This is a genomic window from Paracoccus sp. NFXS7, from assembly GCF_040148865.1.
Taxonomy (GTDB): domain Bacteria; phylum Pseudomonadota; class Alphaproteobacteria; order Rhodobacterales; family Rhodobacteraceae; genus Paracoccus; species Paracoccus marcusii.
On sequence record NZ_JAKEKV010000007.1, the window covers coordinates 139,150 to 163,635 of the forward strand.

At 68.6% G+C, this 24,486-nt stretch carries 25 protein-coding genes and 1 tRNA gene; 16 read left to right on the plus strand and 10 right to left on the minus strand.

Annotated elements, in window-relative coordinates; translation table 11 throughout:
• Nucleotides 1–28 precede the first annotated feature (28 nt).
• From LZ686_RS12965 to LZ686_RS12985, 5 genes are all read left to right on the plus strand, one after another.
• A complete protein-coding gene (locus LZ686_RS12965; protein ID WP_349548068.1) occupies nt 29–745 on the plus strand; it encodes a GntR family transcriptional regulator in 717 nt (238 codons plus the stop codon).
• 9 nt (nt 746–754) lie between these two features.
• Entirely contained in the window at nt 755–1,861 is a 1,107-nt protein-coding gene (locus LZ686_RS12970) for a Gfo/Idh/MocA family protein (RefSeq protein ID WP_371705721.1), read from the plus strand.
• A gap of 88 nt (nt 1,862–1,949) precedes the next feature.
• Nucleotides 1,950–3,104, plus strand: a complete 1,155-nt coding sequence (locus LZ686_RS12975) for a cytochrome b/b6 domain-containing protein (protein ID WP_349548069.1) — start codon at nt 1,950–1,952, stop codon at nt 3,102–3,104.
• A 92-nt stretch (nt 3,105–3,196) separates the two neighbouring features.
• Nucleotides 3,197–3,775 carry a YceI family protein gene (locus LZ686_RS12980; RefSeq protein ID WP_187427299.1) on the plus strand — a complete coding sequence of 193 codons (579 nt, stop codon included), beginning with the start codon at nt 3,197–3,199 and terminating at the stop codon, nt 3,773–3,775.
• A gap of 136 nt (nt 3,776–3,911) precedes the next feature.
• A complete protein-coding gene (locus LZ686_RS12985; protein ID WP_349548070.1) occupies nt 3,912–4,193 on the plus strand; it encodes a hypothetical protein in 282 nt (93 codons plus the stop codon).
• A 68-nt stretch (nt 4,194–4,261) separates the two neighbouring features.
• On the opposite strand, the gene LZ686_RS12990 is transcribed toward LZ686_RS12985, so the two are convergent.
• Nucleotides 4,262–4,338 (minus strand) — tRNA-Met (locus LZ686_RS12990).
• A gap of 81 nt (nt 4,339–4,419) precedes the next feature.
• Nucleotides 4,420–5,169, minus strand: coding sequence for a FadR/GntR family transcriptional regulator (locus tag LZ686_RS12995; protein WP_232303368.1), 750 nt, complete (start codon nt 5,167–5,169; stop codon nt 4,420–4,422).
• Between the two features lie 99 nt (nt 5,170–5,268).
• On the opposite strand from LZ686_RS12995, the gene LZ686_RS13000 reads away from it, so the two are divergent.
• The 5 genes from LZ686_RS13000 to hydA are packed head-to-tail and all read left to right on the plus strand — an operon-like array spanning nt 5,269 to nt 10,146.
• Entirely contained in the window at nt 5,269–6,048 is a 780-nt protein-coding gene (locus tag LZ686_RS13000; RefSeq protein ID WP_349548071.1) for an ABC transporter substrate-binding protein, read from the plus strand.
• Between the two features lie 45 nt (nt 6,049–6,093).
• Nucleotides 6,094–6,765, plus strand: coding sequence for an amino acid ABC transporter permease (locus LZ686_RS13005; RefSeq protein WP_349548072.1), 672 nt, complete (start codon nt 6,094–6,096; stop codon nt 6,763–6,765).
• A gap of 1 nt (nt 6,766) precedes the next feature.
• Nucleotides 6,767–7,504: an amino acid ABC transporter ATP-binding protein gene (locus LZ686_RS13010; protein ID WP_127899191.1), complete on the plus strand. Its 738-nt coding sequence runs from the start codon at nt 6,767–6,769 to the stop codon at nt 7,502–7,504.
• A gap of 12 nt (nt 7,505–7,516) precedes the next feature.
• The gene (locus LZ686_RS13015; RefSeq protein ID WP_349548073.1) at nt 7,517–8,746 is read left to right on the plus strand and encodes a cysteine desulfurase-like protein; all 1,230 of its coding nucleotides are present in this window, start codon (nt 7,517–7,519) and stop codon (nt 8,744–8,746) included.
• Entirely contained in the window at nt 8,743–10,146 is a 1,404-nt protein-coding gene (hydA, locus tag LZ686_RS13020) for a dihydropyrimidinase (protein WP_349548074.1), read from the plus strand. Before LZ686_RS13015 ends, hydA begins: the two co-directional genes overlap by 4 nt.
• Here hydA and LZ686_RS13025 read toward each other — a convergent pair.
• The 8 genes from LZ686_RS13025 to LZ686_RS13060 all read right to left on the minus strand — a co-directional run bounded on the left by LZ686_RS13025 (nt 10,143) and on the right by LZ686_RS13060 (nt 18,959).
• Nucleotides 10,143–10,871 (minus strand): SDR family oxidoreductase, encoded by a 729-nt coding sequence (locus LZ686_RS13025; RefSeq protein ID WP_046001279.1) that lies wholly within the window; start codon nt 10,869–10,871, stop codon nt 10,143–10,145. The genes hydA and LZ686_RS13025 overlap by 4 nt on opposite strands.
• A 26-nt stretch (nt 10,872–10,897) precedes the next feature.
• Nucleotides 10,898–11,611: an SDR family oxidoreductase gene (locus LZ686_RS13030; RefSeq protein ID WP_139599202.1), complete on the minus strand. Its 714-nt coding sequence runs from the start codon at nt 11,609–11,611 to the stop codon at nt 10,898–10,900.
• Nucleotides 11,595–13,214, minus strand: coding sequence for an FGGY-family carbohydrate kinase (locus LZ686_RS13035; protein WP_349548075.1), 1,620 nt, complete (start codon nt 13,212–13,214; stop codon nt 11,595–11,597). The genes LZ686_RS13030 and LZ686_RS13035 overlap by 17 nt, the downstream gene beginning before the upstream one ends.
• Complete coding sequence (locus tag LZ686_RS13040; RefSeq protein ID WP_217845386.1) at nt 13,214–14,176, minus strand: ABC transporter permease; 963 nt, start codon at nt 14,174–14,176, stop codon at nt 13,214–13,216. The genes LZ686_RS13035 and LZ686_RS13040 overlap by 1 nt, the downstream gene beginning before the upstream one ends.
• Entirely contained in the window at nt 14,166–15,668 is a 1,503-nt protein-coding gene (locus LZ686_RS13045; protein ID WP_139599201.1) for a sugar ABC transporter ATP-binding protein, read from the minus strand. The genes LZ686_RS13040 and LZ686_RS13045 overlap by 11 nt, the downstream gene beginning before the upstream one ends.
• Nucleotides 15,669–15,718: 50 nt before the next feature.
• Nucleotides 15,719–16,636, minus strand: a complete 918-nt coding sequence (locus LZ686_RS13050; protein WP_046001452.1) for an ABC transporter substrate-binding protein — start codon at nt 16,634–16,636, stop codon at nt 15,719–15,721.
• Nucleotides 16,637–16,732: 96 nt separating this feature from the next.
• Nucleotides 16,733–17,617, minus strand: coding sequence for an AraC family transcriptional regulator (locus LZ686_RS13055; protein WP_045983349.1), 885 nt, complete (start codon nt 17,615–17,617; stop codon nt 16,733–16,735).
• A 301-nt stretch (nt 17,618–17,918) separates the two neighbouring features.
• Nucleotides 17,919–18,959 (minus strand): NAD(P)-dependent alcohol dehydrogenase, encoded by a 1,041-nt coding sequence (locus tag LZ686_RS13060; RefSeq protein WP_349548076.1) that lies wholly within the window; start codon nt 18,957–18,959, stop codon nt 17,919–17,921.
• Nucleotides 18,960–19,184: 225 nt separating this feature from the next.
• Here LZ686_RS13060 and ltnD point away from each other — a divergent pair, with 225 nt between their 5' ends.
• The 6 genes from ltnD to denD are packed head-to-tail and all read left to right on the plus strand — an operon-like array spanning nt 19,185 to nt 24,455.
• The gene (gene ltnD / locus LZ686_RS13065; RefSeq protein ID WP_349548077.1) at nt 19,185–20,093 is read left to right on the plus strand and encodes an L-threonate dehydrogenase; all 909 of its coding nucleotides are present in this window, start codon (nt 19,185–19,187) and stop codon (nt 20,091–20,093) included.
• Nucleotides 20,090–21,337 carry a 3-oxo-tetronate kinase gene (otnK, locus tag LZ686_RS13070; RefSeq protein ID WP_349548078.1) on the plus strand — a complete coding sequence of 416 codons (1,248 nt, stop codon included), beginning with the start codon at nt 20,090–20,092 and terminating at the stop codon, nt 21,335–21,337. The genes ltnD and otnK overlap by 4 nt, the downstream gene beginning before the upstream one ends.
• Entirely contained in the window at nt 21,334–21,960 is a 627-nt protein-coding gene (gene otnC, locus LZ686_RS13075) for a 3-oxo-tetronate 4-phosphate decarboxylase (RefSeq protein ID WP_349548079.1), read from the plus strand. The genes otnK and otnC overlap by 4 nt, the downstream gene beginning before the upstream one ends.
• 1 nt (nt 21,961) lies before the next feature.
• Nucleotides 21,962–22,750, plus strand: a complete 789-nt coding sequence (gene otnI, locus LZ686_RS13080; RefSeq protein ID WP_349548080.1) for a 2-oxo-tetronate isomerase — start codon at nt 21,962–21,964, stop codon at nt 22,748–22,750.
• A complete protein-coding gene (locus LZ686_RS13085; protein WP_349548081.1) occupies nt 22,747–23,529 on the plus strand; it encodes a DeoR family transcriptional regulator in 783 nt (260 codons plus the stop codon). Before otnI ends, LZ686_RS13085 begins: the two co-directional genes overlap by 4 nt.
• Nucleotides 23,526–24,455, plus strand: coding sequence for a D-erythronate dehydrogenase (gene denD, locus LZ686_RS13090; protein ID WP_349548082.1), 930 nt, complete (start codon nt 23,526–23,528; stop codon nt 24,453–24,455). Before LZ686_RS13085 ends, denD begins: the two co-directional genes overlap by 4 nt.
• Nucleotides 24,456–24,486: the final 31 nt, after the last annotated feature.

Consider the following 24,486-nt stretch of genomic DNA (forward strand, 5'->3'; position numbering starts at 1 on the left):
TGGTGTATCAATTTACCGGGGGACGGTCGTGGCAGGGGCAGGCGAACATCGGTCGGACGCGTTGCCGATCCACCTGCAGATCACCGAGATGATGATTCGCGACATCGCCGCGGGTCGTCTGGTCGATGGCCAGAAGCTGCCGCCCGAACGCCAGATGGCCCAGGCGCATGACACCACCGTGCGGACCCTGCGCAAGGCGCTGGCCGAACTGGAGGCGCAGGGCCTGCTGGACCGTCGGCAGGGATCGGGGAACTACATCCGGGCGGGCGAACCGACGCGGGCGGTCTATTCGATGTTCCGGCTGGAACATGCGCAGGGCGGGGGCGGCCTGCCGCGCGCGCGTCTGCTGTCGGTCGGATCGCATCCCAAGGATGCCGGCCAGCCCGCCTATGGCAGCGCCGATCACGGCACCCGGTTCCGGCGCCTGCGGTTCCTGGACGACACCCCCATCGCGGTCGAGGAGATCTGGCTGGACGGCGGGGCCGGGGCCATTCCCCCCGAGATGGTCCAGGATTCGCTGTACCTGACCTACAAGCGGGCGCTGAAGCTGTGGATCACCCGGGCCGAGGATCGCGTCGGCCTGGGCATTGTGCCCGACTGGGCGCCGCCCGATTTCACGCCCCGCCCCGGCAGCACGACCGCCTTCATCCAGCGCCTGTCCTGGGCGCGGACCCAGGACGCGGTCGAATTCTCGCGCACCTGGTACGACACCGACCGCGCGCTCTACGTCCAGCGCCTCGTCTAAGGAGATCCCATGACCATGCAAGACAGCCGCGTGATCACCTATGGCGTGATCGGCTGCGGGATGATGGGCCAGGAACACCTGCGCAACATCGCCCTGCTGCCCGGCACCGCCATCGGTGCCATCTTCGAACCCGACGCCGCCATGCGCGCCCGCGCCGCGGCGCTGGCCCCCGGTGCGCGCATGGTGGACAGCGTGGCCGACCTGCTGGCGCATCCGGGGCTGGACTGCCTGCTGATCGCCAGCCCGAACCACCGCCATGTCGAACAGCTGCAGGCCGTGGCCGCGCACAGGCCGCTGCCGGTGCTGGTGGAAAAGCCGCTGTTCACCCAGGCGTCGGACGCGGCGGCGGTGGCGGAACTGGCCGCACGGCACGCGGCGCCGGTCTGGGTCGCGATGGAATACCGCTACATGCCCCCCGTCGCCCGGCTGCTGGAGATGGCCCAGGAGGCCACCGGCGGCATCCGCATGCTGAGCATCCGCGAACACCGCTATCCGTTCCTGTCCAAGGTCGGGCAGTGGAACCGCTTCAACCGCTACAGCGGCGGGACGTTCGTCGAGAAGTGTTGCCATTTCTTCGACCTGATGCGGCTGGCGCTGGGGTCTGACCCGGTCCGCGTGATGGCGACCGGCGGGCAGGCGCTGAACCACCTGGACGAGGTGCATGACGGCCGGACGCCCGACATCTTCGACCACGGCTATGTCGCGGTGGACTTTGCCGACGGCACCCGCGCCATGCTGGAGCTGTGCATGTTCGCCGAAGGATCGCGCTGGCAGGAGGAGATCAGCGCCGTGGGCCCCCGCGGCAAGATCGAGGCCTTTGTGCCGGGTCCCACCCGCTTCTGGCCCGCGCATCTGGGCGATCCGCCCGTGGCGCAGGTCGTCGTGTCGCCCCGCGAACCCCGCGGGCCGCAGGTCCACGTGATCCCCGTGGACCCGACGCTGCTGGATGCGGGGGATCACAACGGCTCGACCTTCTATCAGCACCGGGGGTTCTTGGAACTTGTCCGCGGCCAGCGCGACCGCCCCGACGTCAGCGTCCAGGACGGCATCTGGGCCGTGCGCATGGGGCTGGCGGCGCAGACCGCGATGATCGAGCGGCGCGTCGTCGAATTGTGACGCCCCGCACAGCGGATGTGCGGCCAAGGCAGTGCCGCGCATCCGCGAAACGCGCTATCAGGGGAAAAATCCGCATCGAAGGCCCCCCATGCGCCAGAATACCAAATCCAGCTATGGCAGCGTCGCCCGCAGCCTGCACTGGCTGACCGCCCTGATCATCCTGTCCAACATCGCCCTGGGCCTGTGGGCCGAACGCATCCCGCTGGAGCAGATGGCGCTCAAGGTGCAGGTGTTCTCGTTCCACAAGACGCTGGGTCTTGCGGCGCTGGTCGTGGCGCTGGCGCGCATCGGCTGGGCGCTGACCCAGACGCGCCCCGCCCCCGTCCACCCCGAACGCCGGCTGGAGACCCTGCTGGCCGAGGCGGTGCATTGGACGCTTTACGGGTCGATGGTGCTGGTGCCGGTGACGGGCTGGATCGAACATGCCGCGACCGACGGGTTCGCGCCGATCCTGTGGCCCCTGGGGCAGGGGCTGCCGCTGGTGCCGAAATCGCCCGCCCTGGCGATGGTCATGGCCCAGGTGCATCACGTCTTTGCCTTCTTGCTGATCGGGTCGGTGGTCCTGCATGTGGCGGGCGCCATCAAGCATGCGGTGATCGACCGCGACGGGGTGCTGGGCCGCATGACGCGGGGCGTGCCCGCGGGCCGGGGCATCGCCGCCCGCCACGCGCTGCCGGCGCTGGTCGCGGTGGCGGTCTTCGGGGCGGGGGCGGCCTATGCGCTGGCCACCGCGCCGCGCGACGCGGCCCCGGTGGCGACGCTGGAACAGGCGGCGTCCGAATGGCAGGTCACCGACGGTGAACTCGGCTTTGCCGTGCGCCAGATGGGATCGACCGTGACCGGCAGCTTTGCCGACTGGACGGCGGCGATCACGTTCGACCCGGACAGCGGCACGGGCGCCGTGACGGTGACCATCAACATGGACAGCGTCACCATCGGCACCGTCACCGACCAGGCCAAGGGGGCTGAGTTCTTTGACGTCGCCGCCCATCCCACCGCCGTCTTCGAGGGCACGATCCGACCCGAGGGCGCGGGCTATGTCGCCGAAGGACCGCTGCGCCTGCGCGACCAGCAGATGCCCGTCACGCTGCCCTTCGATCTGACCATCACGGACGGCGTCGCCGTGATGCAGGGGCAGGCCGTGATGGACCGCCGCGACTGGCAGGTGGGGGCGGGATATGCCGACGAAAGCACGGTGGGGTTCCAGGTGGACCTGACCGTCGCGCTGACCGCCACACGGTGATGTGCGCTGGCTGACAGCCCCTGTTCGCGCATCGCTAGTTGCCCCACGGGCCGCTTCCAAGGATGGTGCCCCCACAACAAACGGAGATTCCGATGCTGAAAACGACCGCCCTGACCGCCGCTTTCGCCCTCGTCGCCGGTGCCGCCCTGGCAGCGCCCGAAACCTACAGCCTGGACACCTCGCACAGCCAGATCGTGTTCGACTACAGCCACCTGGGCTTCTCGACCACGACGGGCATGTTCGGCGACATCACCGGCACGATCATGTTCGACGCCGAGGACCCGGCCGCATCCTCGGTCGAGGCGACGTTCCCGGTCGCTTCGCTGATGACCGGCTTTGCAGGCCGTGACGAGCACTTCCTGTCGCCCGACTTCTTCGGCGCCGAGGGTGCCGCCCCCGAGGTGACCTTCAAGTCCACCGGCATCGAGGTCACCGGCGACACCACCGCGCTGATCACCGGCGATCTGACCCTGAACGGCGTCACCAAGGAGGTCGTGCTGGACACCACGCTGAACCAGCAGGGCACCCACCCGATGGAGAACAAGCCCTGGCTGGGCTTTGACGCGACCACCACCCTGCTGCGCAGCGACTTCAACGCCGGCATGTTCGCCCCCGCCGTGTCCGACGAGGTCGAGGTCCGCATCTCGGTCGAGGCGATGCCGGCCGAATGATCGCCGATCCGGCGTGACGACAGGGGCCCGTGGCATCGCCGCGGGCCCTTTCGCATGTCGCCAATCCGATAGCCGGGTCGCGGCCGGCATGGTTGACTGGTCTGCGCGAATCACCGCTGGATCGGAAGGCCGCCGCATGACCGCCAAGACCATCCTTGCCCTGCTGGCGGCGCTGCCGCTGGCCGCCTGCGCCGGTGACGACCTGACCGGCCCCGCCGCCACCGCCTGCCGCGCGGCCATCGCGGCCCAGGTGGGCAGGGGCCTGTCCGCCGTCACCGTCGTCAGCGTGACCGAAACGCAGGCAGGCGCCGATGTTCAGGCCGCCGTCACCGGGGCCGAGGCGCCATGGACCTGTCGGACCGACGCCGCCCATCGCGTCCTGGGCGTGATGTATTCCGGCAGCGAGGGGGCCCTGTGAGCCCAAAACGAAAAGATGCCCGCAGGCCACCTGGGGCAGGATTCACAAGATTGCATCTGGGGGATGACTGGTAGCGGAGGAGGGACTCGAACCCCCGACACGCGGATTATGATTCCGCTGCTCTAACCAACTGAGCTACTCCGCCACGAGTAGCGGCGATCTAAAAGACTGGCGCAGGGCCGTCAAGCGGGTTTTGCCAAAAAGCGCGCGCAGAGCGTTCGGGGCGCTAGATCTGCAGGCCCGCGCAGCGCGCGGTGTTGCGGATGTGGTCGCGCATATGCGCCTGCGCCGCGTCGGGATCGCGCCGTTCCATCGCGGCAAGGATGGCGCGGTGTTCGGCGATGGACTGCGCCATGCGATCGGGGTCGGTGTTCGGGATCGGCTGGCGCTGCGTCTCGGTCAGCAGCTGGCTGACGGTGCTGTACAACGTGGCCAGCATCCGGTTCGGGCAGGCCTGCGCGATGCCCTGATGCAGGGCCAGGTCCGCGTCCACATGGGCGACCAAGTCGCCCTGCGCCCAAGCCTGCTCGAACTGGGCGGCGGCCGATTGCAGGCCGGCCAGCGCATCGGGGGTGATGGCGGATGCGGCCAGCCGCGCCAGCTCTCCCTCGATCAACAGGCGGGTCTGGAACACCTCGCGCAGATCGTGGGCATCGTCATAGCGCCATGTCGTCTGCGCGGGCCGCGTTGCCGGGTCCATCACAAAGGTCCCCCGCGCGGGCAGGGTCTGGACCAGGCCCAACGTCTCCAGCGTCAGCAGCGCCTCGCGCAGCGACGGGCGCGACACATTCAGCTGTTCCGACAGCACCCGCTGCGACGGCAGCCGCTCTCCGGCCTTGAGTTCGCCCGACCGGATCATCTCCTGCAGGCGACGCGCGATGGTCTGCGTCACCGGTCCCTTGTCCCACATCACCCGCGCATTGCCCTTTCCGTCGGCATCGTGTCCGCCATCCATCTGCACAGGAACCACGGCCATTGCAAACCGGATCGGCCCGTGGCTTGATACTGGTCAGACCGGTTTGGCCGGTCAATCCAGAATCATAAAGACGGGGAGATGATCATGCACGGAAAAAGGATGCGCCGCACGGCCGTGGCACTGGTGCTGCTTGCCGGTTCGGCCCTTGCCGCCTCGGCACAGGAGACCCTGACGGTGGGCGCCAACATCGGCAACGTCCCGTGGGAGTTCCAGGACGATGCCGGCCAGTTCGTGGGCTTCGAGATCGACCTGGTCGCCGCCGTGGCCGACCGCATGGGCGCCGAGGTCGAGACGGTGAACATTCCCTTCAACGGGCTGTTCTCTGCCGTGCAGTCGGGGCGGATCGACATCGCGACCAGCTCCATCACCATCACCGACGAACGCCTGGAATCGGTGACCTTCGCCCAGCCCTATTACGACAGCGACCAGTCGCTGACCGCCCTGGCCGAGGGGCCGAAATCGCTGGCCGAGATGAAGGACAAGGTCGTCGGCGTGGACACCGGATCGACCGGCGACATGTGGGCGACCGAGAACCAGGCCGAATACGGGTTCGCCGACATCCGCCGCTATGAGGGGCTGGCGCCCGCGATGCTGGACCTGCAGGCGGGGCGGATCGACGGGTACGTGTCGGACATCCCGGCGCTGCAGTACTACGTCAAGGACAAGCCGCAGCTGGCCGTCGTCGAACGCATCCCGACCGGAGAGAAGTATTCGATGATGTTCGCCAAGGACGCCGAACTGGCGACGGAGGTCAACACCATCCTGGACGCGCTGAAGACCGAGGGCGTGGTGGCCGAGCTGCACGAGAAATGGTTCGGCGTCGCCCCCGATGCGGAGTCGTCCACCGTCACCGTTCTGCCGATGCCGACGCTCAACTGATCCGACAGCCGGGTCCGGGCCCGTCCCGGACCCGAAGGGATGCACATGGATATCTTCGACACCTTCCTGAACGCCGAGGTGATGCGGCGGACCTTTCCCATGCTGCTGCAGGGTCTGTGGATCACGCTGCAGCTGGGGGCGGCCAGCATCGTCGCGGGGCTGGTGCTGGGCCTTGGCCTCGCCATGGCGCGGCTGTACGGGCCCGGCCCTGTCCGGTTCGTGACACGGCTCTATATCGACATCTTCCGGTCGATCCCGCTGCTGGTGCTGCTGATCATCGTCTATTACGCACTGCCCTTCGTGGGCCTGCGCCTGTCGCCCTTCGCATCCGCCATGAGCGCGCTGACGCTGGTGTCGGGCGCCTATACGGCCGAGATCTTTCGCGCCGGCATCGAGGCGATCCCCAAGGGCCAGTTCGAGGCCTCCGCCGCCCTGGGCCTGAACGGGCGCCAGACCATGGCCGACGTGATCCTGCCGCAAGCGGTGCGGATCGTCATCCCGCCGCTGACCAACAATTCGATCAACGTGGTCAAGGACACCGCGCTGGCATCGGTCGTGGCCATGCCCGACCTGCTGAAGCAGGCGACGCAGGCGCAGGCCCTGGCCGCGAACCCCACGCCGCTGATCGTGGCGGCGGTGATCTATATCGCGTTCCTGTGGCCGCTGGTCGCGTTGGTGTCGCGCATGGAACGCCGCTTTACGGCACGGAGGCGCTGAGATGGCCGGTTTCGTCAGCATCCGCAACCTGCGGAAATCCTATGGCAGCTTCGAGGCCCTGCGCGGCATCGACCTGGACGTCGCCAAGGGCGAGGTCGTCTGCATCATCGGTCCGTCGGGGTCCGGCAAATCGACCCTGATCCGCTGCATCAACCGGCTGGAGGGGTTCGACCCCGCAAGCGAGATCCGCGTGGACGGCACCCCCGTCACCACCGGCCGCGCGCTGGCCCGCGTGCGTGCCGAGGTCGGGATGGTGTTCCAGTCCTTCAACCTGTTCCCGCATTTGACGGTGCGTGAAAACGTCATGCTGGCGCCCCGCCGCGTGCGCCGCACCACGCGGGCGGATGCCGCGGCCCAGGCCGACCGCCTGCTGGCCCGCGTGGGCATTTCCAGCCAGGCCGACAAGTACCCCGAGCATCTGTCCGGCGGCCAGCAGCAGCGCGTCGCCATCGCTCGGGCGCTGGCGATGGAGCCGCAGGTGATGCTGTTTGACGAACCGACCAGCGCGCTGGACCCCGAAATGGTGGGCGAGGTGCTGGACGTCATGCGCGATCTGGCCCGGACGGGCACCACCATGATCGTCGTCACGCACGAGATGGGATTCGCGTCCCAGGTGGCCGACCGCGTCATCTTCATGGATGCGGGCCAGATCGTCGAACAGGGACCGCCCGCGCAGGTGCTGTCCGACCCCCAAGAACCACGCACGCGCAATTTCCTGGGCGCCGTGCTGAACCACTGAAGGACGACCCCGATGACACAGCTGGACATGGCCTATGTGCAGTCCCAATTCCCCGGCCTGACGCAGGACTGGGTGTTCTTCGACAATGCCGGCGGCGCGCAGATCGCTCAGCCCGCGCTGGACCGCATGGTCGAGTTCCTGACGCACCGCAACGTCCAGATTGGGGGCAGCTATGCGGTGTCGCAGGCCGCGGCCGAGGCGCTGATGGCGGGCCGTCGCGCCGCCGCGACGCTGGTCAATGCCGCCCGCCCCGAGGAGATCGTCTTCGGTCCCTCGACCACGGTGCTGATGGGCAACCTGATGCAGGCCATGCGCCGCCAGTTCGTGCCGGGCGACGAGGTCATCGTCACCATGGCCGATCACGAAAGCAACATCGGCCCCTGGACCCGGCTGGAGGAGTTCGGCGTCGTCATCAAGGTCTGGCCGCTGAACGCGGACACGATGGACCTGCAGCTGGCCGATCTGGCCCCGCTGATGACCGACCGCACCCGTCTGGTCTGCGTGACGCATGTGTCAAACATCCTGGGGCAGGTGCATCCCGTCGCGGATTTCGCGCGCTTCGTCCATGACCGCGGCGCACGGATCTGCGTCGATGCGGTCGCCTATGCGCCGCACCGGCTGATCGACGTGCAGGCCTGGGATGTCGATTACTATGTCTTCAGCCTGTACAAGGCCTATGGCCCGCACGGCGCGCTGATGTACGGGAAATACGACTTGCTGGCCGAACTGGACGGGCTGTACCATTACTTCTATGGCAAGGATAAGGTTTCGGCCAAGCTGGAGCCCGGCAATCCCAGCTATGAGGCCGCCTATGCCACCGACGGCATCCTTGAATACCTGACCACGCTGGCCCGCCATCACGGCGCCACGGGCGACGACCGCGCCCTGCTGGAGGCCGCCTTCGATCTGATCACCGCGCAGGAGGATGCGCTGACCGATCGCCTGCTGGTTTGGCTGTCGGGGCGCAACGACTGCCGCGTCATGGGGCAGGCCGTCAACCGCGACAGCACCCGCGTGCCAACCATCGCGTTCAAGTTCGACGGCATCGATTCCGGCGCCGTCGCCCGCGCGATGGACGATCACGGCATCGCCATGCGCTTCGGCGATTTCCATTCGCGCCGCCTGGTCGAGCATCTGGGCGAGGATCAGGACGGCGGCGTGCTGCGCGTGTCGATGGTGCATTACAACACGCTGGATCAGGTCGACCGCCTGACCGACGCGCTGGCCCGGATCGTCGCATGAGCGGGCTGGACCTGGTCATCGCGGGCGGCACGGTCGTCACCGCCGCCGACAGCTATGCCGCCGATATCGGCATCCGCGACGGGCGCATCGCGCAGATCGGGCAGGGGCTGACCGGGGCCGACCGGATCGACGCCACGGGGCTGCTGGTCCTGCCGGGCGGGATCGACGCGCATGTGCATCTGGACCAGCCGACCTCGGACGGCACGACCATGGCGGACGGCTTCGCCAGCGGCACCCGGTCGGCGGCGGCGGGGGGCAACACGACCGTGCTGCCCTTTGCGCTGCAGATCAAAGGACAGTCGTTGCGCGCCTGCGTCGAGGAGTACCACCAGAAGGCGAAGGGGCATTGCCACACCGACGTGTCGTTCCACCTGATCGTCAGCGACCCCACCCCCCAGGTCCTGGGGCAAGAATTGCCGGCGCTGGTCCGCGACGGATACACGTCCTTCAAGGTCTTCATGACCTATGACGACCTGGTCCTGAACGACGCCCAGATCCTGGACGTGTTCGAGGTGGCGCGCCGCGAACGCGCCCTGGTCATGGTCCATGCCGAGGGGCATGACGCGATCCGCCACCTGACCCGCCGCCTGGAGGCCGAGGGCCGCACCGCGCCCTATTACCACGGTCAGGCCCATGCCCAGATCGCCGAACGCGAGGCCACGCACCGGGCCATCAGCCACGCCCAGCTGATCGACGTGCCGGTGGTGATCGTCCACGTGTCAGGCCGCGACCCGATGGAGCAGATCCAGTGGGCCCGTGCCCGCGGCCTAAAAGTTCACGCCGAAACCTGCCCCCAATATGTCGCCCTGACCGCCGACGACCTGCGCGGGCTGAACATGGATTTCGACGGCGCGAAATACGTCTGTTCCCCACCGCCGCGCGATGCGGACAGCCAGGCGGCGATCTGGCAGGGGCTGCGGGACGGGACCTTCGACATCTTTTCGTCCGACCATTGCCCGTTCCGCATCGACGCCACCGGCAAGGACACGCCCCGCGCGCGATCGTCGTTCAAATACGTGCCGAACGGCCTCCCGGGGGTCGAAACCCGCCTGCCGATCCTGTTTTCCGAAGGTGTCGGCAAGGGGCGCATCAGCCTGCAGCGGTTCGTGGCGCTGACCGCGACCAACCCCGCGCGGCTCTATGGCCTTTATCCGCAGAAGGGCAGCATCGCCATCGGCGCGGATGCCGACCTGGCGCTGTGGGACCCGACCCTGACCCGGCCGATCCGGCAGGCGCAGCTGAACCACGGCTGCGACTACACGCCCTACGAGGGGATGGAGATCACCGGCTGGCCGGTCCGCACCCTGCTGCGCGGCCGGACCATCGCGCAGGACGGCGTCCCGGTGGGCGATCCCACCGGGGGGCACCTGTCGCGCGGCACCAGCGAGGCGTTCGCCTAGACGTCGAAGTTGCTGGGCAGCACGATCATGTCGCGGATCGTCACGTTGCGCGGGCGCGTCAGCATGTACATCAGCGCGTCCGCGACCTCGACCGGTTCGATCAGGGCGCCGGCATCCTTCATGCGCTGCAGGCGTTCGGGTTCCCAATCCGCCAGCAGGGCCGAGATGACCGGCCCCGGAGAGACCTGTCCCACCCGCACGCCATGGCCCATCAGCTGGCGGCGCATGGTCTGGACGAAACAGGTCACGGCCCATTTCGACGCGGTATAGACCGGCTCGACGTGGATCGGCGCGTGTCCGGCGATGGAACTGGTGACGATGATGTCGCCCGTGCCGCGTTCGATCATGTGGGGGGCCACCGCATGGACGTTCTTCATCACCGCGTTGACGTTCAGGTTCAGCATGCGGTCGATGGCGGCCGGGTTGGTGTCGACCAGATCGCCGCCGATATAGCTGCCCGCGTTGCACAGCATGATGTCGATCTGGCCGACCTTGTCCAGGATCTGCGGCACCATCGCGTTGCAGCTGTCCGCGTCCAGCAGGTCGGTGACCTGGGCGATCGCGTCTGCGCCCAGCTCGCGCGTCAGCGCGTCCAGCGCGTCGGCGTTGCGGTCGACCAGCACCACGCGGGCACCCGCCTCCAGCAGTGCGCGCGTGGCGGCCAGCCCGATGCCCGATGCGGCCCCGGTGATCGCGGCAACCTTGCCGTGCAGGTCTTGGGACATGGTATTCTCCTTGGGATGGTGTTCGGTCAGACGGCCAGGAAGCCGCCGTCAAGGGGCAGGACCGCCCCGGTGATCAGGCCCGCATCGTCCGACAGCAGCAGCGCGATGGCGCGGGCCACGTCCTCGGCCTCGGCAAAGCGGCCCATAGGGTGGCGGGCCATCATCGGGTCGCGCTTGGCTGGCGCGCTCCAGGCGGCGGCGGCCAGTTCGGTCAGCGTGACGGTGGGCGCAATGGCCACGGCGCGGATGCCGTGGGGGCCCAGTTCGCGCGCCATGACGCGGGTCGCGCCCTCCAGCCCGGCCTTGGACGCGGCATAGGCGACGTGGTCGGGGAATCCGCGATGGCCCGCGATGCTGGTGACGTTGACGATGGCGCCGCCGCCGCCCGCGGCGATCCGGGCGCGGGCGAACTCCTGCGCGCAGATCAGCGCGCTGCGCAGGTTGATGTCCATCACCGTGTCATAGCCCGCGTCGGTCAGATCCAGCAGCCCCTCCAGCACGTTGGTGCCGGCGCAGTTGACCAGGAAGTCGCAGGTCCCGGCCTGGGCCATGGCATCGCGCGCCGCCGCGGGGTCGGACAGGTCGGCCACGATGGCCCGGGCGTCCAGGCTGTCCAGGTCGGATTGCGTGCGGCTGATGGCCGTGACCCGCGCGCCGCGTTCGGCCAGCAGGATGGCGGTGGCCCGGCCGATGCCCTTGCCTGCGCCGGTGATGATGACGGATCTATCCGTGAAGGGCATCGTGGTCTCCTCTCAATGCGGCGTCGATGTCGCCGCGCAGGTCGCGGGCGGTGGCCTGAAGCGTCAGGAAGGCCCGATGGCGCGCGGCGTGCAGCCGCTGGCTGTCGGGGTCGGGGTGATGGGTGGTCAGGACGCGCGACATGGCGGGCATGGCCGATGCCAGGTCGGGGAACACCCCGCCCGCGACCGCGCCCAGCATGGCCGCGCCCAGCAGCACGGGCTCGTCCGCCGCCGCGGCATCCACGGGCAGGCCGGTCGCATCGGCCAGCAGCTTGCGGATCAGCGGATGGCGGCCCGCGCCCCCGCTGATGGCGATGCGCGCGACCGGTGCCCCGTGGGCGGCCTGGGTCGCGATGATCTGGCGCAGGCCGTAACCCAGCCCGCAGACCCCCGCGACATACAGCGAGATCAGGGACGCCAGGTCCGTATCCATCCCCTGGCCGCTGACGATGGCGCGGGCATGGGGGTCGGCAAAGGGCGCACGGTTGCCCAGGAATTCGGGCACTACATGCAGGTGGGCCGCCTGCCGCACGGCGTCGGGCGCGGCCTGGTCCGCCAGCCATTCGGGCAGGGACCGGCCCTGCGCGCGGGCCGCATCGGTCGCCTGGTCGTGGGCGGGGTGCAGGCGCAGCAGGTGGTCGATGGCCGCGCCCGCGACCGACTGCCCGCCTTCGTTCAGCCACATGCCCGGCACCATGGCCGAGAAATAGGGCCCCCAGACGCCCGGCACGAAGGCCGGGTTCCGCGTCGTGGTCATGGTGCAGGACGATGTGCCGAACACATAGCCCACCGTGTCGACCGGATCGCCCATCGCGGCGACGGTGCCGACCCCGCCCGCATGCGCGTCGATCAGCCCTGCGCCGACGGCGATGCCGGGCCGCAGGCCCATGGCGCGCGCCGCATCGGCGGTCAGGCCCGCGCCAAGGGGCGTGGCGGGCGGCACGACCTGCGTGCCGATGCGGACGAAGCCTTCGTCGGCCAGCACGCCCAGGCCGATGGCGCGGAAGTAATCGCCGTCCCACCGGCCCTCATGCGCCAGATAGGTCCATTTGCAGGTCACCGTGCAGGTCGACCGCGCGGTGCTGTCCGTGGCCTTCCAGGTCAAAAAATCGGTCAGGTCGAAGAAATGGCGCGCCGCGTCAAAGACCTGGGGCCGGTTTTCGCGCAGCCACAGCAGCTTGGGCGTCTCCATTTCGGGAGAGATGCGCCCGCCGACATAGCGCAGGACGTCGTGCCCGCCCGCATTGATGCGCGCCGCCTGGTCGACCGCGCGGTGGTCCATCCAGACGATGATGTCGCGGTCGGGATGGGCGGGGTCGCCCACGCCCAGGGGCGTATCGCCCACCACCACCAGCGAACAGGTCGCGTCGAACCCGATGCCTGCCACGCGGGCCGGGTCGATCCCGGCCTGGGCCACCGCGGCGCGGGTCGCGGCGCAGACCGCGTCCCAGACCTGCGCGCTGGACTGTTCGGCGATCACCCCGTCGGGGCGGTGCATGGCGATGTCGCATTTTCCGGTGCCAAGCGCGGCGCCCGTGGCGTCGAATACGCCCGCCCGCGCCGATCCGGTGCCGACGTCGATGCCGATCAGGTACCGGTCCATCAGCGCCATTCCCGCCCGATATAGATCGCCAGCAGGATGATCAGGCCCTTGATCACGTCCTGCATGTAGGGGTTGATGCCCACCAGGTTCAGGCCGTTGTTCAGGATGCCCAGCAGCACCGCGCCGATCAGCGTGCCCAGGATCAGCCCGCGCCCACCGGCGATGGCCGTGCCGCCCAGGACAACCGCGGCGATGGCGTCCAGCTCGAATCCCACCCCGGCGTTGGGCTGGCCGCTCATCAGGCGGCCGGTCAGCACGATGGCGGCCAGCGACGCGGTCAGCCCCGAGATGGCATAGACCGCCAGCTTGACCAGCCGGGTGCGCACGCCGGACAGGCGGGCGGCGGTCTCGTTGCCGCCGATGGCATAGACGTGGCGGCCGAAGGGCGTGCGCTGCAGCAGCAGCCAGGCCAGTGCATAGACGACGATCATGATGATCACCGGCACGGGCATGATGCCCACCCGGCCCACGCCGAACCAGGACACCCAGCCCGGCAGCCCGCTGATCGGATAGCCGCCCGAATAGATCAGGCCCAGCCCGCGGGCGATGCCCATCGTGGCCAGGGTCACGATGATCGCGGGCATCTTGCCCCAAGCCACCAGCACGCCGTTGAACAGCCCCAGCCCCAGCCCGACCAGCAGGGCGGCGGCGATGCCCACCCCGCCGGGCAGGCCCATGTTGACCATGATGCCGGCCGCGACCGTGCCCGCCAGCGCCATGACCGCACCTACCGACAGGTCGATTCCGCCGGTCAGGATGACGAAGGTCATGCCCACCGCCAGGATGCCCACGACCGACACCTGCCGCAGCACGTTCAGGATGTTGTTGACGGTGAAGAAATTGTCGCTGGCGAAGGCCATCAGCACCGACACCACGATCAGCCCGACCAGGGGCAGCGCCAGGGGCGAATGCAGCAGCCAGTCGAAGGCGCGGTGCCTGGCGGTGTTTGCGTCATGCGACATGGTGGACCTTTCCCGTGGTTGCATGTGTCATGATCCCTTCCGAGGTGATCGCGTCGCCCTCGACCGTCGCGACGATCCCGCCAGAGCGGAAGACGCAGACCCGGTCGGCCATGCCGATGACTTCCGGCAATTCTGACGAGATCATGATGATGGCGTATCCCTGCGCCGTGAACCGGCGCATCAGCTGATAGATTTCGGCCTTTGCGCCGACGTCGATGCCGCGCGTGGGTTCGTCGAAGATCAGCACCCGCATCTGGTGGTTCAGCCAGCGGGCGATGACGACCTTCTGCTGGTTGCCGCCCGACAGGGTGTCGACGCGGGCGCGGGGGCCCTGGGCCTTGACGCGCACCTGCTCCATCGCGGCCTGGGTCGAGGCCAGCTCCTTCTTGAAGTCGATGAACCAATGGGCCTGGCGATATTTGCCGTAGTTGTTCACCGACACGTTCTGCAGGATGGAAAAGGCCGTGATCAGCCCCTGTTCCTTGCGGCTTTCGGGCAGAAGGCCGATGCCGCGGGCCAGCCCGTCGGCCGGGTCGCGCAGGCGCGCCTCGGCGCCGTCCACGCGGATCTTGCAGCGCGCGGCGGGATATTCGCCCAGGATCGACAGGACGGTCTCGGTGCGCCCCGATCCGACCAGCCCGGCAAAGCCCAGGATCTCTCCGGCGCGCAGCTGAAAGGACGATACCGGGCCGCCGCGACGCAGCTGCACCTCCACCGCCTCCAGCACGACGGGGGCCGCGGGGTCGCGGGCGGGCTTGGGGGGAAAGCTGTTCTCGATGCGGCGGCCGACCATCATCTCGACCAGGCGGTCGATGGTGACGTCGGCGACATCGGTGCTGCCGACATATTCGCCGTCGCGCAGCACGGTGATGCGGTCGCAGATCTCGAAGATCTCGTCCAGGTGATGCGAGATGAAGACGATGGCCACCCCGGCGGCGCGCAGTTCGCGCATGACCTTGAACAGGTGTTCGGTCTCGGACGGGGTCAGGGTCGCGGTGGGTTCGTCCAGGACCAGGATGCGGGCGTCCAGCGACAGCGCCTTGGCGATCTCGACGAACTGCTGTTCGGCGACCGACAGGCGGGCGATGGGCACGTCCAGCGGCAGGTCGACCTCAAGCCGCCGCAGGATCGCCTGCGCGCGGACCCGCATCGCCTTGCGGTCCAGAAGGCCCAGGGGGCCGCGCATCTCGCGGGCCAGGAACATGTTCTCGACCGCGGTCAGGCCGGGGATCAGGCTGAATTCCTGAAACACGATGCCGACGCCCGCCGCGATCGCCGCGTCATAGGTGGCAAAGCTGCGCGGCTCTCCGTCGATCAGGATCTGGCCGTCCGAGGGCTGGATGATGCCGCTGACGATCTTCATCAGCGTCGATTTCCCGGCGCCGTTCTCGCCCAGAAGGGCGTGCACCTCTCCGGCGCGGACATGCAGGTCCACACCATGCAGGACCTCGATCCGGCCGAAGCTTTTGCGTATTCCCCTGAGTTCCAGCATCTTGCCCCCTTTCGTTCGACCGCGCCCCGTCGGGGGCGCGGCCGGGTCCGTCACCAGCTAAAGTCGGCCGCGTTCTCGGCATCGACCGTGCGCACGTCGATCGGCACCTCGGTCGGTACCACGCGCGCGCCCCAGTACTGGGCCAGCGCCATGCCCAGGCCCACGCGGACCTGGTCGCGCGGGAACTGCGCGGTGGTCTGGATGAACGGGCCGCCGTCGGCGATGGCCTTGACCGCCTCGGGGGCGCCGTCGACCGAGGTCAGCTTGATGTCGCGGCCCGACCCCTGGATCGCGGCCAGCGCACCCATCGCACCGCCGTCGTTGACCGAGAAGATGCCGGCCAGGTTCTGGTGCGACTGGATCATGTTCTCGACCACGCCCAGGGCGACGGACCGGTCCTGGCGGCCGTTCTGGGTGTCGACCAGGGTGATGCCCTCGTGCTCGGCCAGGGCCTCCTTGCAGCCCTCGACGCGCTGCAGGATCGGCACGACCGGGATGCCGTCCAGGATGGCGACCTCTCCCTGGCCGCCCAGGGCTTCGGCTAGATAGGCGCAGGACTGATAGCCCGCGTCGCGGTTCTTGGAGCCCACGAAGGTGTCGACCGGGCCGTTGGCGTTGGCGTCGACCGCGACCACGATCACGCCCTGGTCCTTGGCCATGCGCACCGCCGATTCGACGCCTGCGCTGTCGGTGGGGTTCAGCAGCAGGATGTCGATGCCCTGCTGCAGCATGTCCTCGACATCCGAGATCTGCTTGGCCACGTCATGGCCCGCGTCGGTCACGATGACCTCGGCGCCGATCTGGGCGGCGGCCTCGTTCAGGGCCTCCTGCATGGACACGAAATAGGGGTTGTTCATCTCCTGGAACGTCATGCCGATCTTCAGCGTGTCGTCCTGGGCGGCGGCAAGGCCGGCCGAGGCGACAAAGCCCAGCGCGGCGGCGGATACGGTCTTGAGCAAGGTATTCATCATAGTCCTCCCTTCGATGTGCAGTCGGCAGTCCCCCTCCGGTCGCGGCCCGCATGGGGAACCGCGTCGCGCAGGGTATGGGGTGGTGTGGCGGGTTCAGCTGGCCATGCGGATCGTCTGGTTGGCGGCGAAGGTCGCGCGGAATTCCGATGGCGACATCTTCTTCAGCTTGAGGAAATGGCGGTTGAAGTTCGACAGGTTCGAAAAGCCCACGTCAAAGCAGATATCAGCGACCTTGGCGTCGGGGTCCGACAGCAGCATGTGACAGGCCAGGTCGATCCGCATCTGGTTGCGATAGCGGACCAGCGTGGTCCCGGTATGGCGCTTGAACGACCGCGAGAACGCGCTTTGGCTCTGTCCGGTCAGGTCGGCCAGTTCCGTTTCGCTGACCGCGTCCAGCAGGTTTTCCCGCAGATGGCCCAGGGCGCGGTTCATGTCCGATTCCTCGGCCCGCTGCATGTCCATGACAAAGCTCAGGCTGGCCAGCGTCTGCGCCTTGGGCGCCGTCGCCAGCAGGTCCAGGATCTGGAAGAACAGCCCCAGCCGGCGCACGCCGCGCGCGTCGATCAGCTTGCCCATCAGCGGCATCACCGCACGCGAGGTGTCGTCGTCGAACAGCAGGCCCCGGCGGCTGCGCTCCAGCAGGTGCCGGGCCGATTCCAGTTCGGGGAATGCCCCGCGGGCGGCCTCGATAAAGCTTTCGGGGAACTGGATGACCTTGGTGCGGCAGGGCACGATCTGTCCGGGACGGATGTCGCTGATCCAGTTCTGGGGCAGGTTCGGTCCGGTCATGATCAGCTGGCCGGGCCCGAATTCGCCGACATGGTCGCCGATATAGAACTTGCCCGAGGTCGCCACGACCAGGTGGATCTCGTATTCCGGATGGAAGTGCCAGCGGACCGTGCGGAAGGGATAGCCGTGCTGCCACGCGGCAAAGGATTCACCCTTGCGGATATGGACCAGTTCCAGATCTGGCTGCATCGCGTTCCCCCTCTCCGCGCCAGCACGGCCCGCTGCTGCGATGCCGGCCCTCCAAGGCGCTGGACCTTTGCTAGCACGGGTGGTCGGGACGGGGCCACGACGGCACGGCGAATCTTCAGATACTTTTTTGACACCGGGTGCCGAAAAATCATCATGTCAGCGGGACGGGAACCGCGGCATGAAAATGCTGCCATGCAGCATGGCCGCGCGACTGGTGCCTTGCCCGATGGGAAATGGCTGCAACCCAGGGCTGCAGCCATTCCAAAACGCCGGGGCGGCGGTCATACTTTTCAGGCGCGTTTCAGTCTGGCATGCGGATCTGGATCTTGACGTCGGTGTCGCGCGCCTCGACCGCGCGGTCGAAGGCGGCGATGCTGTCCGCGAACGGGATCGTGGCCGAGATCAGCGGCGACAGGTCGACCTTGCCCGCCGCGATCAGCGATATCGCGCGGTCATAGACGTTGGCATAGCGGAACACCGTCTCGATGCGCAGCTCCTTGGCCTGCAGGCCGACGATGTCGACCGGCACCGGATCGACCGGCATGCCGACCAGCACGACCGCGCCGCCCGGACGCGCCAGCGCCGGCAGGCCTAGGATCGCGGGGGCCGCCCCGGAACATTCGAAGACGACGTCCGCGCCCCATCCATCGGTGGCCTCGGCGATCGCCTGGGCTGCGGGGGTGGTGCGGATGTTGACGGTCTCGATGCCCGGATAGGCGCCGATGATATCCAGCTTGGGCTGGGCCAGGTCCGCGACCAGCACCTTGGCGCAGCCCCCCGCTAGCGCCGCCAGCGCGGTCATCATGCCGATGGGCCCGGCGCCGGTGACCAAGCCGATGTCGCCTGGCTGGATGCGCGCCCGCAACGCGGCCTGCATGCCGATCGCGAAGGGCTCGACCATCGCGCCCTGCGCGAACGAGACCTGATCGGGCAGCCGGTAGGTATAGGCCGCCGGATGCACGACCTGCGGCGTCAGGCAGCCATGCACGGGTGGGGTGGCCCAGAACCGCACCGCCGGATCGACGTTGTAGATGCCCAGCTTGGCCGCGCGCGAGGTCGCATCGGGAATGCCGGGCTCCATGCAGACCCTGTCGCCGGGCTTCAGGTGCGTGACCTGGGCGCCGACCTCGACCACGGTGCCCGATGCCTCGTGCCCCAGGACCATCGGCTGCTCGACCACGAAGGGGCCGATCTTGCCGTGGGTATAGTAATGCACGTCCGACCCGCAGATGCCGACCGTATGGACCGCGATGCGCACGTCAGTGGGCGACAGGTCCTGATCCAGCGCGATGTCGCGCAGCGCCAGCTGACCCTTGCGTTCCAGTACCAGTGATGTCGCCATGTCGTCCCCTCCGGTGTTGCGATCCGGTGCCGACAGAACGCCGGGCGCGCGACGGTGTAAATCCGTCCGGTGGCCGCCGGGCCGTGAAATCTGCGGGAACGGAAAAAAACTATCACCGCAACGATGAGCGGGTATGTTAAAAAACGTGACTTATTGAGATAAATTGTTGCATTGCGCGCGTGTTTGTGACTGACTGCGCCCCAATCTGATCAGGGAGAAGCACAGATGTCCGTCCCGTCCCGCTATCGAGTATGCGTCGTAGGCCTTGGGTCCATGGGCATGGGGGCGGCGCTGTCCTGCCTGCGTGCCGGACTGGCCACCAGCGGCATCGACCTGGACGCGGGGCGGCGTGACGCCTTTGCGGCCCAGGGGGCCGAGGGCGTGGCGGATGGCGTCGCGGGCCTCGGCGGCGATTTCGACGCGGTGATCGTGCTGGTCGTGAACGGCGCGCAGGCGCGTCAGGTGATCCTGGGGCAGGGAGGCGTTGCCGACCGCATCGCACCCGGCGGCGCGATCATGGTCAGCTGCACCCAATCGGCGGATGATGCGCGCACCCTGGGCGCCGATCTGGCGGCGCGCGGCATCCTGATGCTGGACGCGCCGGTGTCGGGCGGGGCCGCCAAGGCCGCGCAGGGGGCGATGACGGTGATGGCCTCGGGGCCGGATGCGGCCTTCGACGCGCTGGCCCCGGTGCTGGAGGCAGTGGCCGCCAAGACCTATCGCATCGGGCCTGACATCGGCCAGGGCGCCACGGTCAAGGTCATCCACCAGCTGCTGGCGGGCGTGCATATCGCCGTCGGCGCCGAGGCGATGGCGTTGGCTGCCCGCGCGGGCATCCCGCTGGACACGATGTATGACGTGGTGACCAACGCCGCCGGCAATTCCTGGATGTTCGAGAACCGGATGAAGCATGTGGTCGATGGCGACTATACCCCGACCTCGGCCGTGGACATCTTCGTCAAGGATCTGGGGCTGGTGACGGAAACCGGCCGCGCCCTGGGCTTTCCGCTGCCCCTGGCCTCGACCGCCTTCGCGATGTTCCAGCAGGCCTCGAACATGGGCCATGGGCGCGAGGATGACAGCGCGGTGATCAAGACCTTCTCGGGCATCACCCTGCCGGAGGGGAAGGCATGAAGATCGGCGTCATCGCGGATGATTTCACCGGCGCGACCGACATCGCCGGGTTCCTGGTCGCGGGCGGGCTGACCACCACGCAGATGATCGGCGTGCCGGACGCCGACGCGCAGGTCGATGCCGATGCGGTGGTGATCTCGCTCAAAAGCCGGTCGAACCCGGCGGCCGAGGCCGTGGCCGACAGCCTGGCGGCGCTGGACTGGCTGCGCGCGCGGGGCTGCGCGCAGATCTATCAGAAATACTGCTCGACCTTCGATTCGACGGCCGCAGGCAATATCGGCCCGGTGGCCGATGCGCTGATGGCGGCCCTGGGGACCGACATCACGGTGATCTGCCCGGCGCTGCCGGTGAACGGGCGATCGGTCTATCTGGGCCACCTGTTCGTGGGTCAGGACTTGCTGCAAGATTCAGGCATGCGCGATCACCCGATCACGCCCATGCGCGACAGCAGCCTGATCCGGCTGATGGAAGGGCAGGCGCAGGGCCGCTGCGGGCTGGTCGATGCGGCGACCGTCGATCAGGGGCCGCAGGCGGTGCGCGACCGCATCGCCGCACTGCGGGCCGAGGGGGTGCGCTACGTCGTGCTGGACGCGATCGGCGACGCGCATCTGGCGACCCTTGGGCAGGCCGTGGCGGACATGGCGCTGGTCACCGGCGGGTCGGGGCTGGGATACGGCATCGCGCGCGCGGTGTCGGGCGGGGCCGATGCCCAGGCCCAGGACGCGGGCGCGCCGCTGGCGGGGCCGGCGGTGGTGATCTCGGGGTCGTGTTCCGTGATGACGAACCGGCAGGTCGCGGCCTATCGCGCGCTGGCGCCGACGCTGGACGTGGAGGTCGACCGCTGCCTGGCCGATGCCGACACCTATGGCGTCGCGCTGGCCGAATGGGTGCTGGCGCAGCCGCAGGGCCGCGCGCCGATGATCACCGCGACCGCCGATCCGGCGCGCCTGCGCGCGATCCAGGCGCAGCACGGCGCCGCCGCCTCCGAGGCGGTCGAACGCACCTTCGCCGCCGTCGCCGCGCGTCTGGCGCAGGGCGGCATCACCCGCTTCATCGTCGCGGGAGGAGAGACCTCGGGCTCGGTCACGCAGGCGCTGAAGGTCACGGGCTTTGCCATCGGGCCGCAGATCGCGCCCGGCGTGCCTTGGGTCCGCGCGGTGGACAAGCCGCTGTCGCTGGCGCTGAAATCCGGCAATTTCGGGGCCGAGACCTTCTTCACCGACGCGCAGGAGGTCTCCGCATGAGCGCCGCCGACCGCATGGTGATGCTGTGCCGCAGCCTGTTCGAGCGCGGCTATTCCGTGGGCGGGGCAGGCAACGTGTCGGTCCGCAATCCCGATGGCGGCTTCACCGTGACTCCCACGGGCAGCAGCCTGGGCCGCCTGTCCGCCGATGCGCTGTCGGTGATCAGCGCGGATGGCGAGCCGCTGCCAGGGCCGAAGCCCTCCAAGGAATTCGCCTTTCACCGCGCGCTCTATGACGTGCGGCCGCAGGCGGGGGCCATCGTGCATCTGCATTCGACCTATCTGACGGCGCTGTCCTGCCTGGAGGGGCTGCCCCGCGACAACGCGATCCGGCCCTTCACCCCCTATTACGTCATGCGCATCGGGCACATGCCGGTCATCCCCTATTCGCGCCCCGGATCGCCGCAGATCGGGCTGGACCTGGCCGCCGCGGCGAAGGGCAGTAGCGCGCAGGCCTTCCTGCTGGCCTCGCACGGGGTCGTCGTGCTGGGCCGCGACATCGACGATGCCGTGAACAATGCCGAGGAGCTGGAGGAGACCGCCAAGCTGCAGTTCATCCTGCGCGGCGAGAAGCTGCATTACCTGACCGAGGCCGAGATCGCCGAACTGGGCGGAGGATACTGACATGACCCGCATTGCCGCGAACCTCTCGATGCTGTTCACCGACGCGCCCTTTCTGGACCGGTTCGACCGGGCGGGGGCCGCGGGCTTCGACACCGTCGAGTTCCTGTTCCCCTATGACCACCCCATCGAGGTGGTGAAGACCCGGCTGGACCGCAACGGCCTGCGCCTGTCGCTGATCAACGCGCCCGCGGGCGATTGGGCGGCGGGAGAGAAGGGCTTTGCCGCGCGTCCGGGCAAGCGCGCCGAGTTCCGCGCCAGCGTGGAGCAGGCGATCACCTATGCCACGGGCCTGGGCTGCCCGCGCATCCACGTGATGTCGGGCATCACCGCCGATGAGCCCGACCGCGCCGCCTGCGAGGCGGTCTGGACCGAGAACCTGCGCGAGGCCGCCGACATGGCCGCCGGGGCGGGCCTCTTCATCAGCATCGAGCCGTTGAACAGCCGCGACGTGCCGGGCTATTTCATCGCCCATCAGGACCCGACGCTGGCCCTGATCGAAGGCCTGGACCGCCGCAACGTGCTGCTGCAGTTCGACGTCTATCACACGCAGATCATGGACGGCGACATCATCCGCCGGATCGAGCGGCTGAAGGGCGCCTATGGCCATGTCCAGATCGCGGGCGTCCCTGACCGCCACGAACCCGACACGGGCGAGCTGAACTATGCCGAGATCTTCGCGGCCTTCGATCGGACCGGCTTTGACGGGCCGATGGGCTGCGAATACAACCCGCGCGGCCGGACCGAGGACGGTCTGGGCTGGGCCGCGCCCTATCTGCGCGCGGTGTCATGATCCCGGCCGAACGCCAGCAGTTCATCCTGTCCTGCCTGGCCGAACGCGACATCGTCAGCATCGCCGACCTGGTCGAGCGCATGGGCGTGTCGCACATGACCGTGCGCCGCGACATCCAGGCACTGGAGGAGGCGGGCCGCGTCTCCTCGGTCACCGGCGGCGTGCGCCTGTCGCGCCGTCTGGCGCAGGAGCTGCCGCATCTGCAGAAGGCCGCGATGAACACCGGGGCCAAGCGCGCGGTGGGGCAGGCGGCGGCCGATCTGGTCCGCGACGGCATGGTGATCTATCTGGACGCGGGCACGACGCTGCTGGAATTGGCGCGCCAGATCGCCGGGCGGCGGGGACTGACGGTGGTCACGAACGACTTCGTCATCTGCGCCTGGCTGTCCACGCATTCGGACTGCACGCTTTATCACAGCGGCGGGCTGGTGGAACGCGCGAACCAGTCCTGCGTGGGCGGTGCGGCGTCCGAGGCGCTGGCGCGGTTCAACTATGACATCGCCTTCATCTCGACCTCGTCCTGGACGGTGGCGGGGCTCAGTTCGCCCTCCGAGGCCAAGGGCCCGGTCAAGCGCGTCGCGGTCGATCGCGCGCGGCGCGCCGTGCTGGTGTCGGATTCGACGAAATACGGCGCGGTGGCGGCGATGAACATCCTGCCCGTCTCGGTCTTCGACACGGTCGTGACCGATGCGGGCATCGACGCAGGCGCGGCGGACGCCCTGCGCGAGATGGGGGTGCAGGTGATCCTGGCCCCCGACCTGAAGGGAGAGAGCCTATGACCATCGTTGTGACCGGCGGCGCCGGTTTTCTGGGCGCGCGCCTGATCGCGGCCCTGCTGAAGGACGGCGCGGAACGCATCGTGTCGCTGGACCGGGTGGCCTGCCCGGTCGATGACGCGCGGGTGGAGAGCCTGGTCGGTTCCATCGACGACGCGGACGCCGTGGCCCGCGCGCTGTCCGGGGGCGCGGACACCGTCTATCACCTGGCTGCCGTGCTGTCGGGCCAGTCCGAGGAGGATTTCGACACCGGCCTGCACATCAACGTCGACGCCACGCGCCTGCTGCTGGAGGCCTGCCGCAAGCTGGACCGCGCGCCGCGCTTCGTCTTCACCAGCTCGCTGGCCGTCTTTGGCGGAGAGATGCCGCAGATCGTGCCGCCGACCATGGCCCTCATGCCCCAGTCCTCATACGGCTGCGGCAAGGCCATCGGCGAACTGCTGGTCAGCGAATACAGCCGCAAGGGCTTCGTCGACGGGCTGACCGTGCGCCTGCCCACGATCTGCGTGCGCCCCGGCGCGCCCAATTCGGCGGCCTCCAGCTTTGTGTCGGGGATCATCCGCGAACCGGTTGCGGGGCAGGCGTCGGAATGCCCGGTGCCGCTGGACACGCGGCTGTGGATCAGCTCTCCGGGCGTGGCGGTCACGAACCTGGTCCGCGCGGGCCGCATCCCCGCCGCCGATCTGGGCATCAACCGCGTCATGGACCTGCCGGGCATCACCGCGACCCCGGCCCAGATGCTGGACAGCCTGGAGCGGCTGGTGGGCGTCGAGGCCCGCGCCCGCGTGGCCCTGACCCGCGATGCGCGCATCGAGGCCATCGTCTGCAGCTGGCCCGGCGCCTTCGACGTGACCCGCGCGCGCGCCTTGGGCTTTGACGCGGATACCGATTTCGACGCGATCCTGACGCAGTTTCTGGCGGATCGCTGAGCGTTTTCAACTGGAGGCGCCCCATGCCGGG

What these genes read in the sequence shown, in the direction of transcription:
- LZ686_RS12970 (WP_371705721.1), top strand. Translation starts at nt 755, where the DNA reads ATGACCATGCAAGACAGCCGCGTGATCACCTATGGCGTGATCGGCTGC.
- LZ686_RS12975 (WP_349548069.1), top strand. Translation starts at nt 1,950, where the DNA reads ATGCGCCAGAATACCAAATCCAGCTATGGCAGCGTCGCCCGCAGCCTG.
- LZ686_RS12980 (WP_187427299.1), top strand. Translation starts at nt 3,197, where the DNA reads ATGCTGAAAACGACCGCCCTGACCGCCGCTTTCGCCCTCGTCGCCGGT.
- LZ686_RS12985 (WP_349548070.1), top strand. Translation starts at nt 3,912, where the DNA reads ATGACCGCCAAGACCATCCTTGCCCTGCTGGCGGCGCTGCCGCTGGCC.
- LZ686_RS12995 (WP_232303368.1), bottom strand. Translation starts at nt 5,169, where the DNA reads ATGGCCGTGGTTCCTGTGCAGATGGATGGCGGACACGATGCCGACGGA.
- LZ686_RS13000 (WP_349548071.1), top strand. Translation starts at nt 5,269, where the DNA reads ATGCGCCGCACGGCCGTGGCACTGGTGCTGCTTGCCGGTTCGGCCCTT.
- LZ686_RS13005 (WP_349548072.1), top strand. Translation starts at nt 6,094, where the DNA reads ATGGATATCTTCGACACCTTCCTGAACGCCGAGGTGATGCGGCGGACC.
- LZ686_RS13010 (WP_127899191.1), top strand. Translation starts at nt 6,767, where the DNA reads ATGGCCGGTTTCGTCAGCATCCGCAACCTGCGGAAATCCTATGGCAGC.
- LZ686_RS13015 (WP_349548073.1), top strand. Translation starts at nt 7,517, where the DNA reads ATGACACAGCTGGACATGGCCTATGTGCAGTCCCAATTCCCCGGCCTG.
- hydA (WP_349548074.1), top strand. Translation starts at nt 8,743, where the DNA reads ATGAGCGGGCTGGACCTGGTCATCGCGGGCGGCACGGTCGTCACCGCC.
- LZ686_RS13025 (WP_046001279.1), bottom strand. Translation starts at nt 10,871, where the DNA reads ATGTCCCAAGACCTGCACGGCAAGGTTGCCGCGATCACCGGGGCCGCA.
- LZ686_RS13030 (WP_139599202.1), bottom strand. Translation starts at nt 11,611, where the DNA reads ATGCCCTTCACGGATAGATCCGTCATCATCACCGGCGCAGGCAAGGGC.
- LZ686_RS13035 (WP_349548075.1), bottom strand. Translation starts at nt 13,214, where the DNA reads ATGGACCGGTACCTGATCGGCATCGACGTCGGCACCGGATCGGCGCGG.
- LZ686_RS13040 (WP_217845386.1), bottom strand. Translation starts at nt 14,176, where the DNA reads ATGTCGCATGACGCAAACACCGCCAGGCACCGCGCCTTCGACTGGCTG.
- LZ686_RS13045 (WP_139599201.1), bottom strand. Translation starts at nt 15,668, where the DNA reads ATGCTGGAACTCAGGGGAATACGCAAAAGCTTCGGCCGGATCGAGGTC.
- LZ686_RS13050 (WP_046001452.1), bottom strand. Translation starts at nt 16,636, where the DNA reads ATGAATACCTTGCTCAAGACCGTATCCGCCGCCGCGCTGGGCTTTGTC.
- LZ686_RS13055 (WP_045983349.1), bottom strand. Translation starts at nt 17,617, where the DNA reads ATGCAGCCAGATCTGGAACTGGTCCATATCCGCAAGGGTGAATCCTTT.
- LZ686_RS13060 (WP_349548076.1), bottom strand. Translation starts at nt 18,959, where the DNA reads ATGGCGACATCACTGGTACTGGAACGCAAGGGTCAGCTGGCGCTGCGC.
- ltnD (WP_349548077.1), top strand. Translation starts at nt 19,185, where the DNA reads ATGTCCGTCCCGTCCCGCTATCGAGTATGCGTCGTAGGCCTTGGGTCC.
- otnK (WP_349548078.1), top strand. Translation starts at nt 20,090, where the DNA reads ATGAAGATCGGCGTCATCGCGGATGATTTCACCGGCGCGACCGACATC.
- otnC (WP_349548079.1), top strand. Translation starts at nt 21,334, where the DNA reads ATGAGCGCCGCCGACCGCATGGTGATGCTGTGCCGCAGCCTGTTCGAG.
- otnI (WP_349548080.1), top strand. Translation starts at nt 21,962, where the DNA reads ATGACCCGCATTGCCGCGAACCTCTCGATGCTGTTCACCGACGCGCCC.
- LZ686_RS13085 (WP_349548081.1), top strand. Translation starts at nt 22,747, where the DNA reads ATGATCCCGGCCGAACGCCAGCAGTTCATCCTGTCCTGCCTGGCCGAA.
- denD (WP_349548082.1), top strand. Translation starts at nt 23,526, where the DNA reads ATGACCATCGTTGTGACCGGCGGCGCCGGTTTTCTGGGCGCGCGCCTG.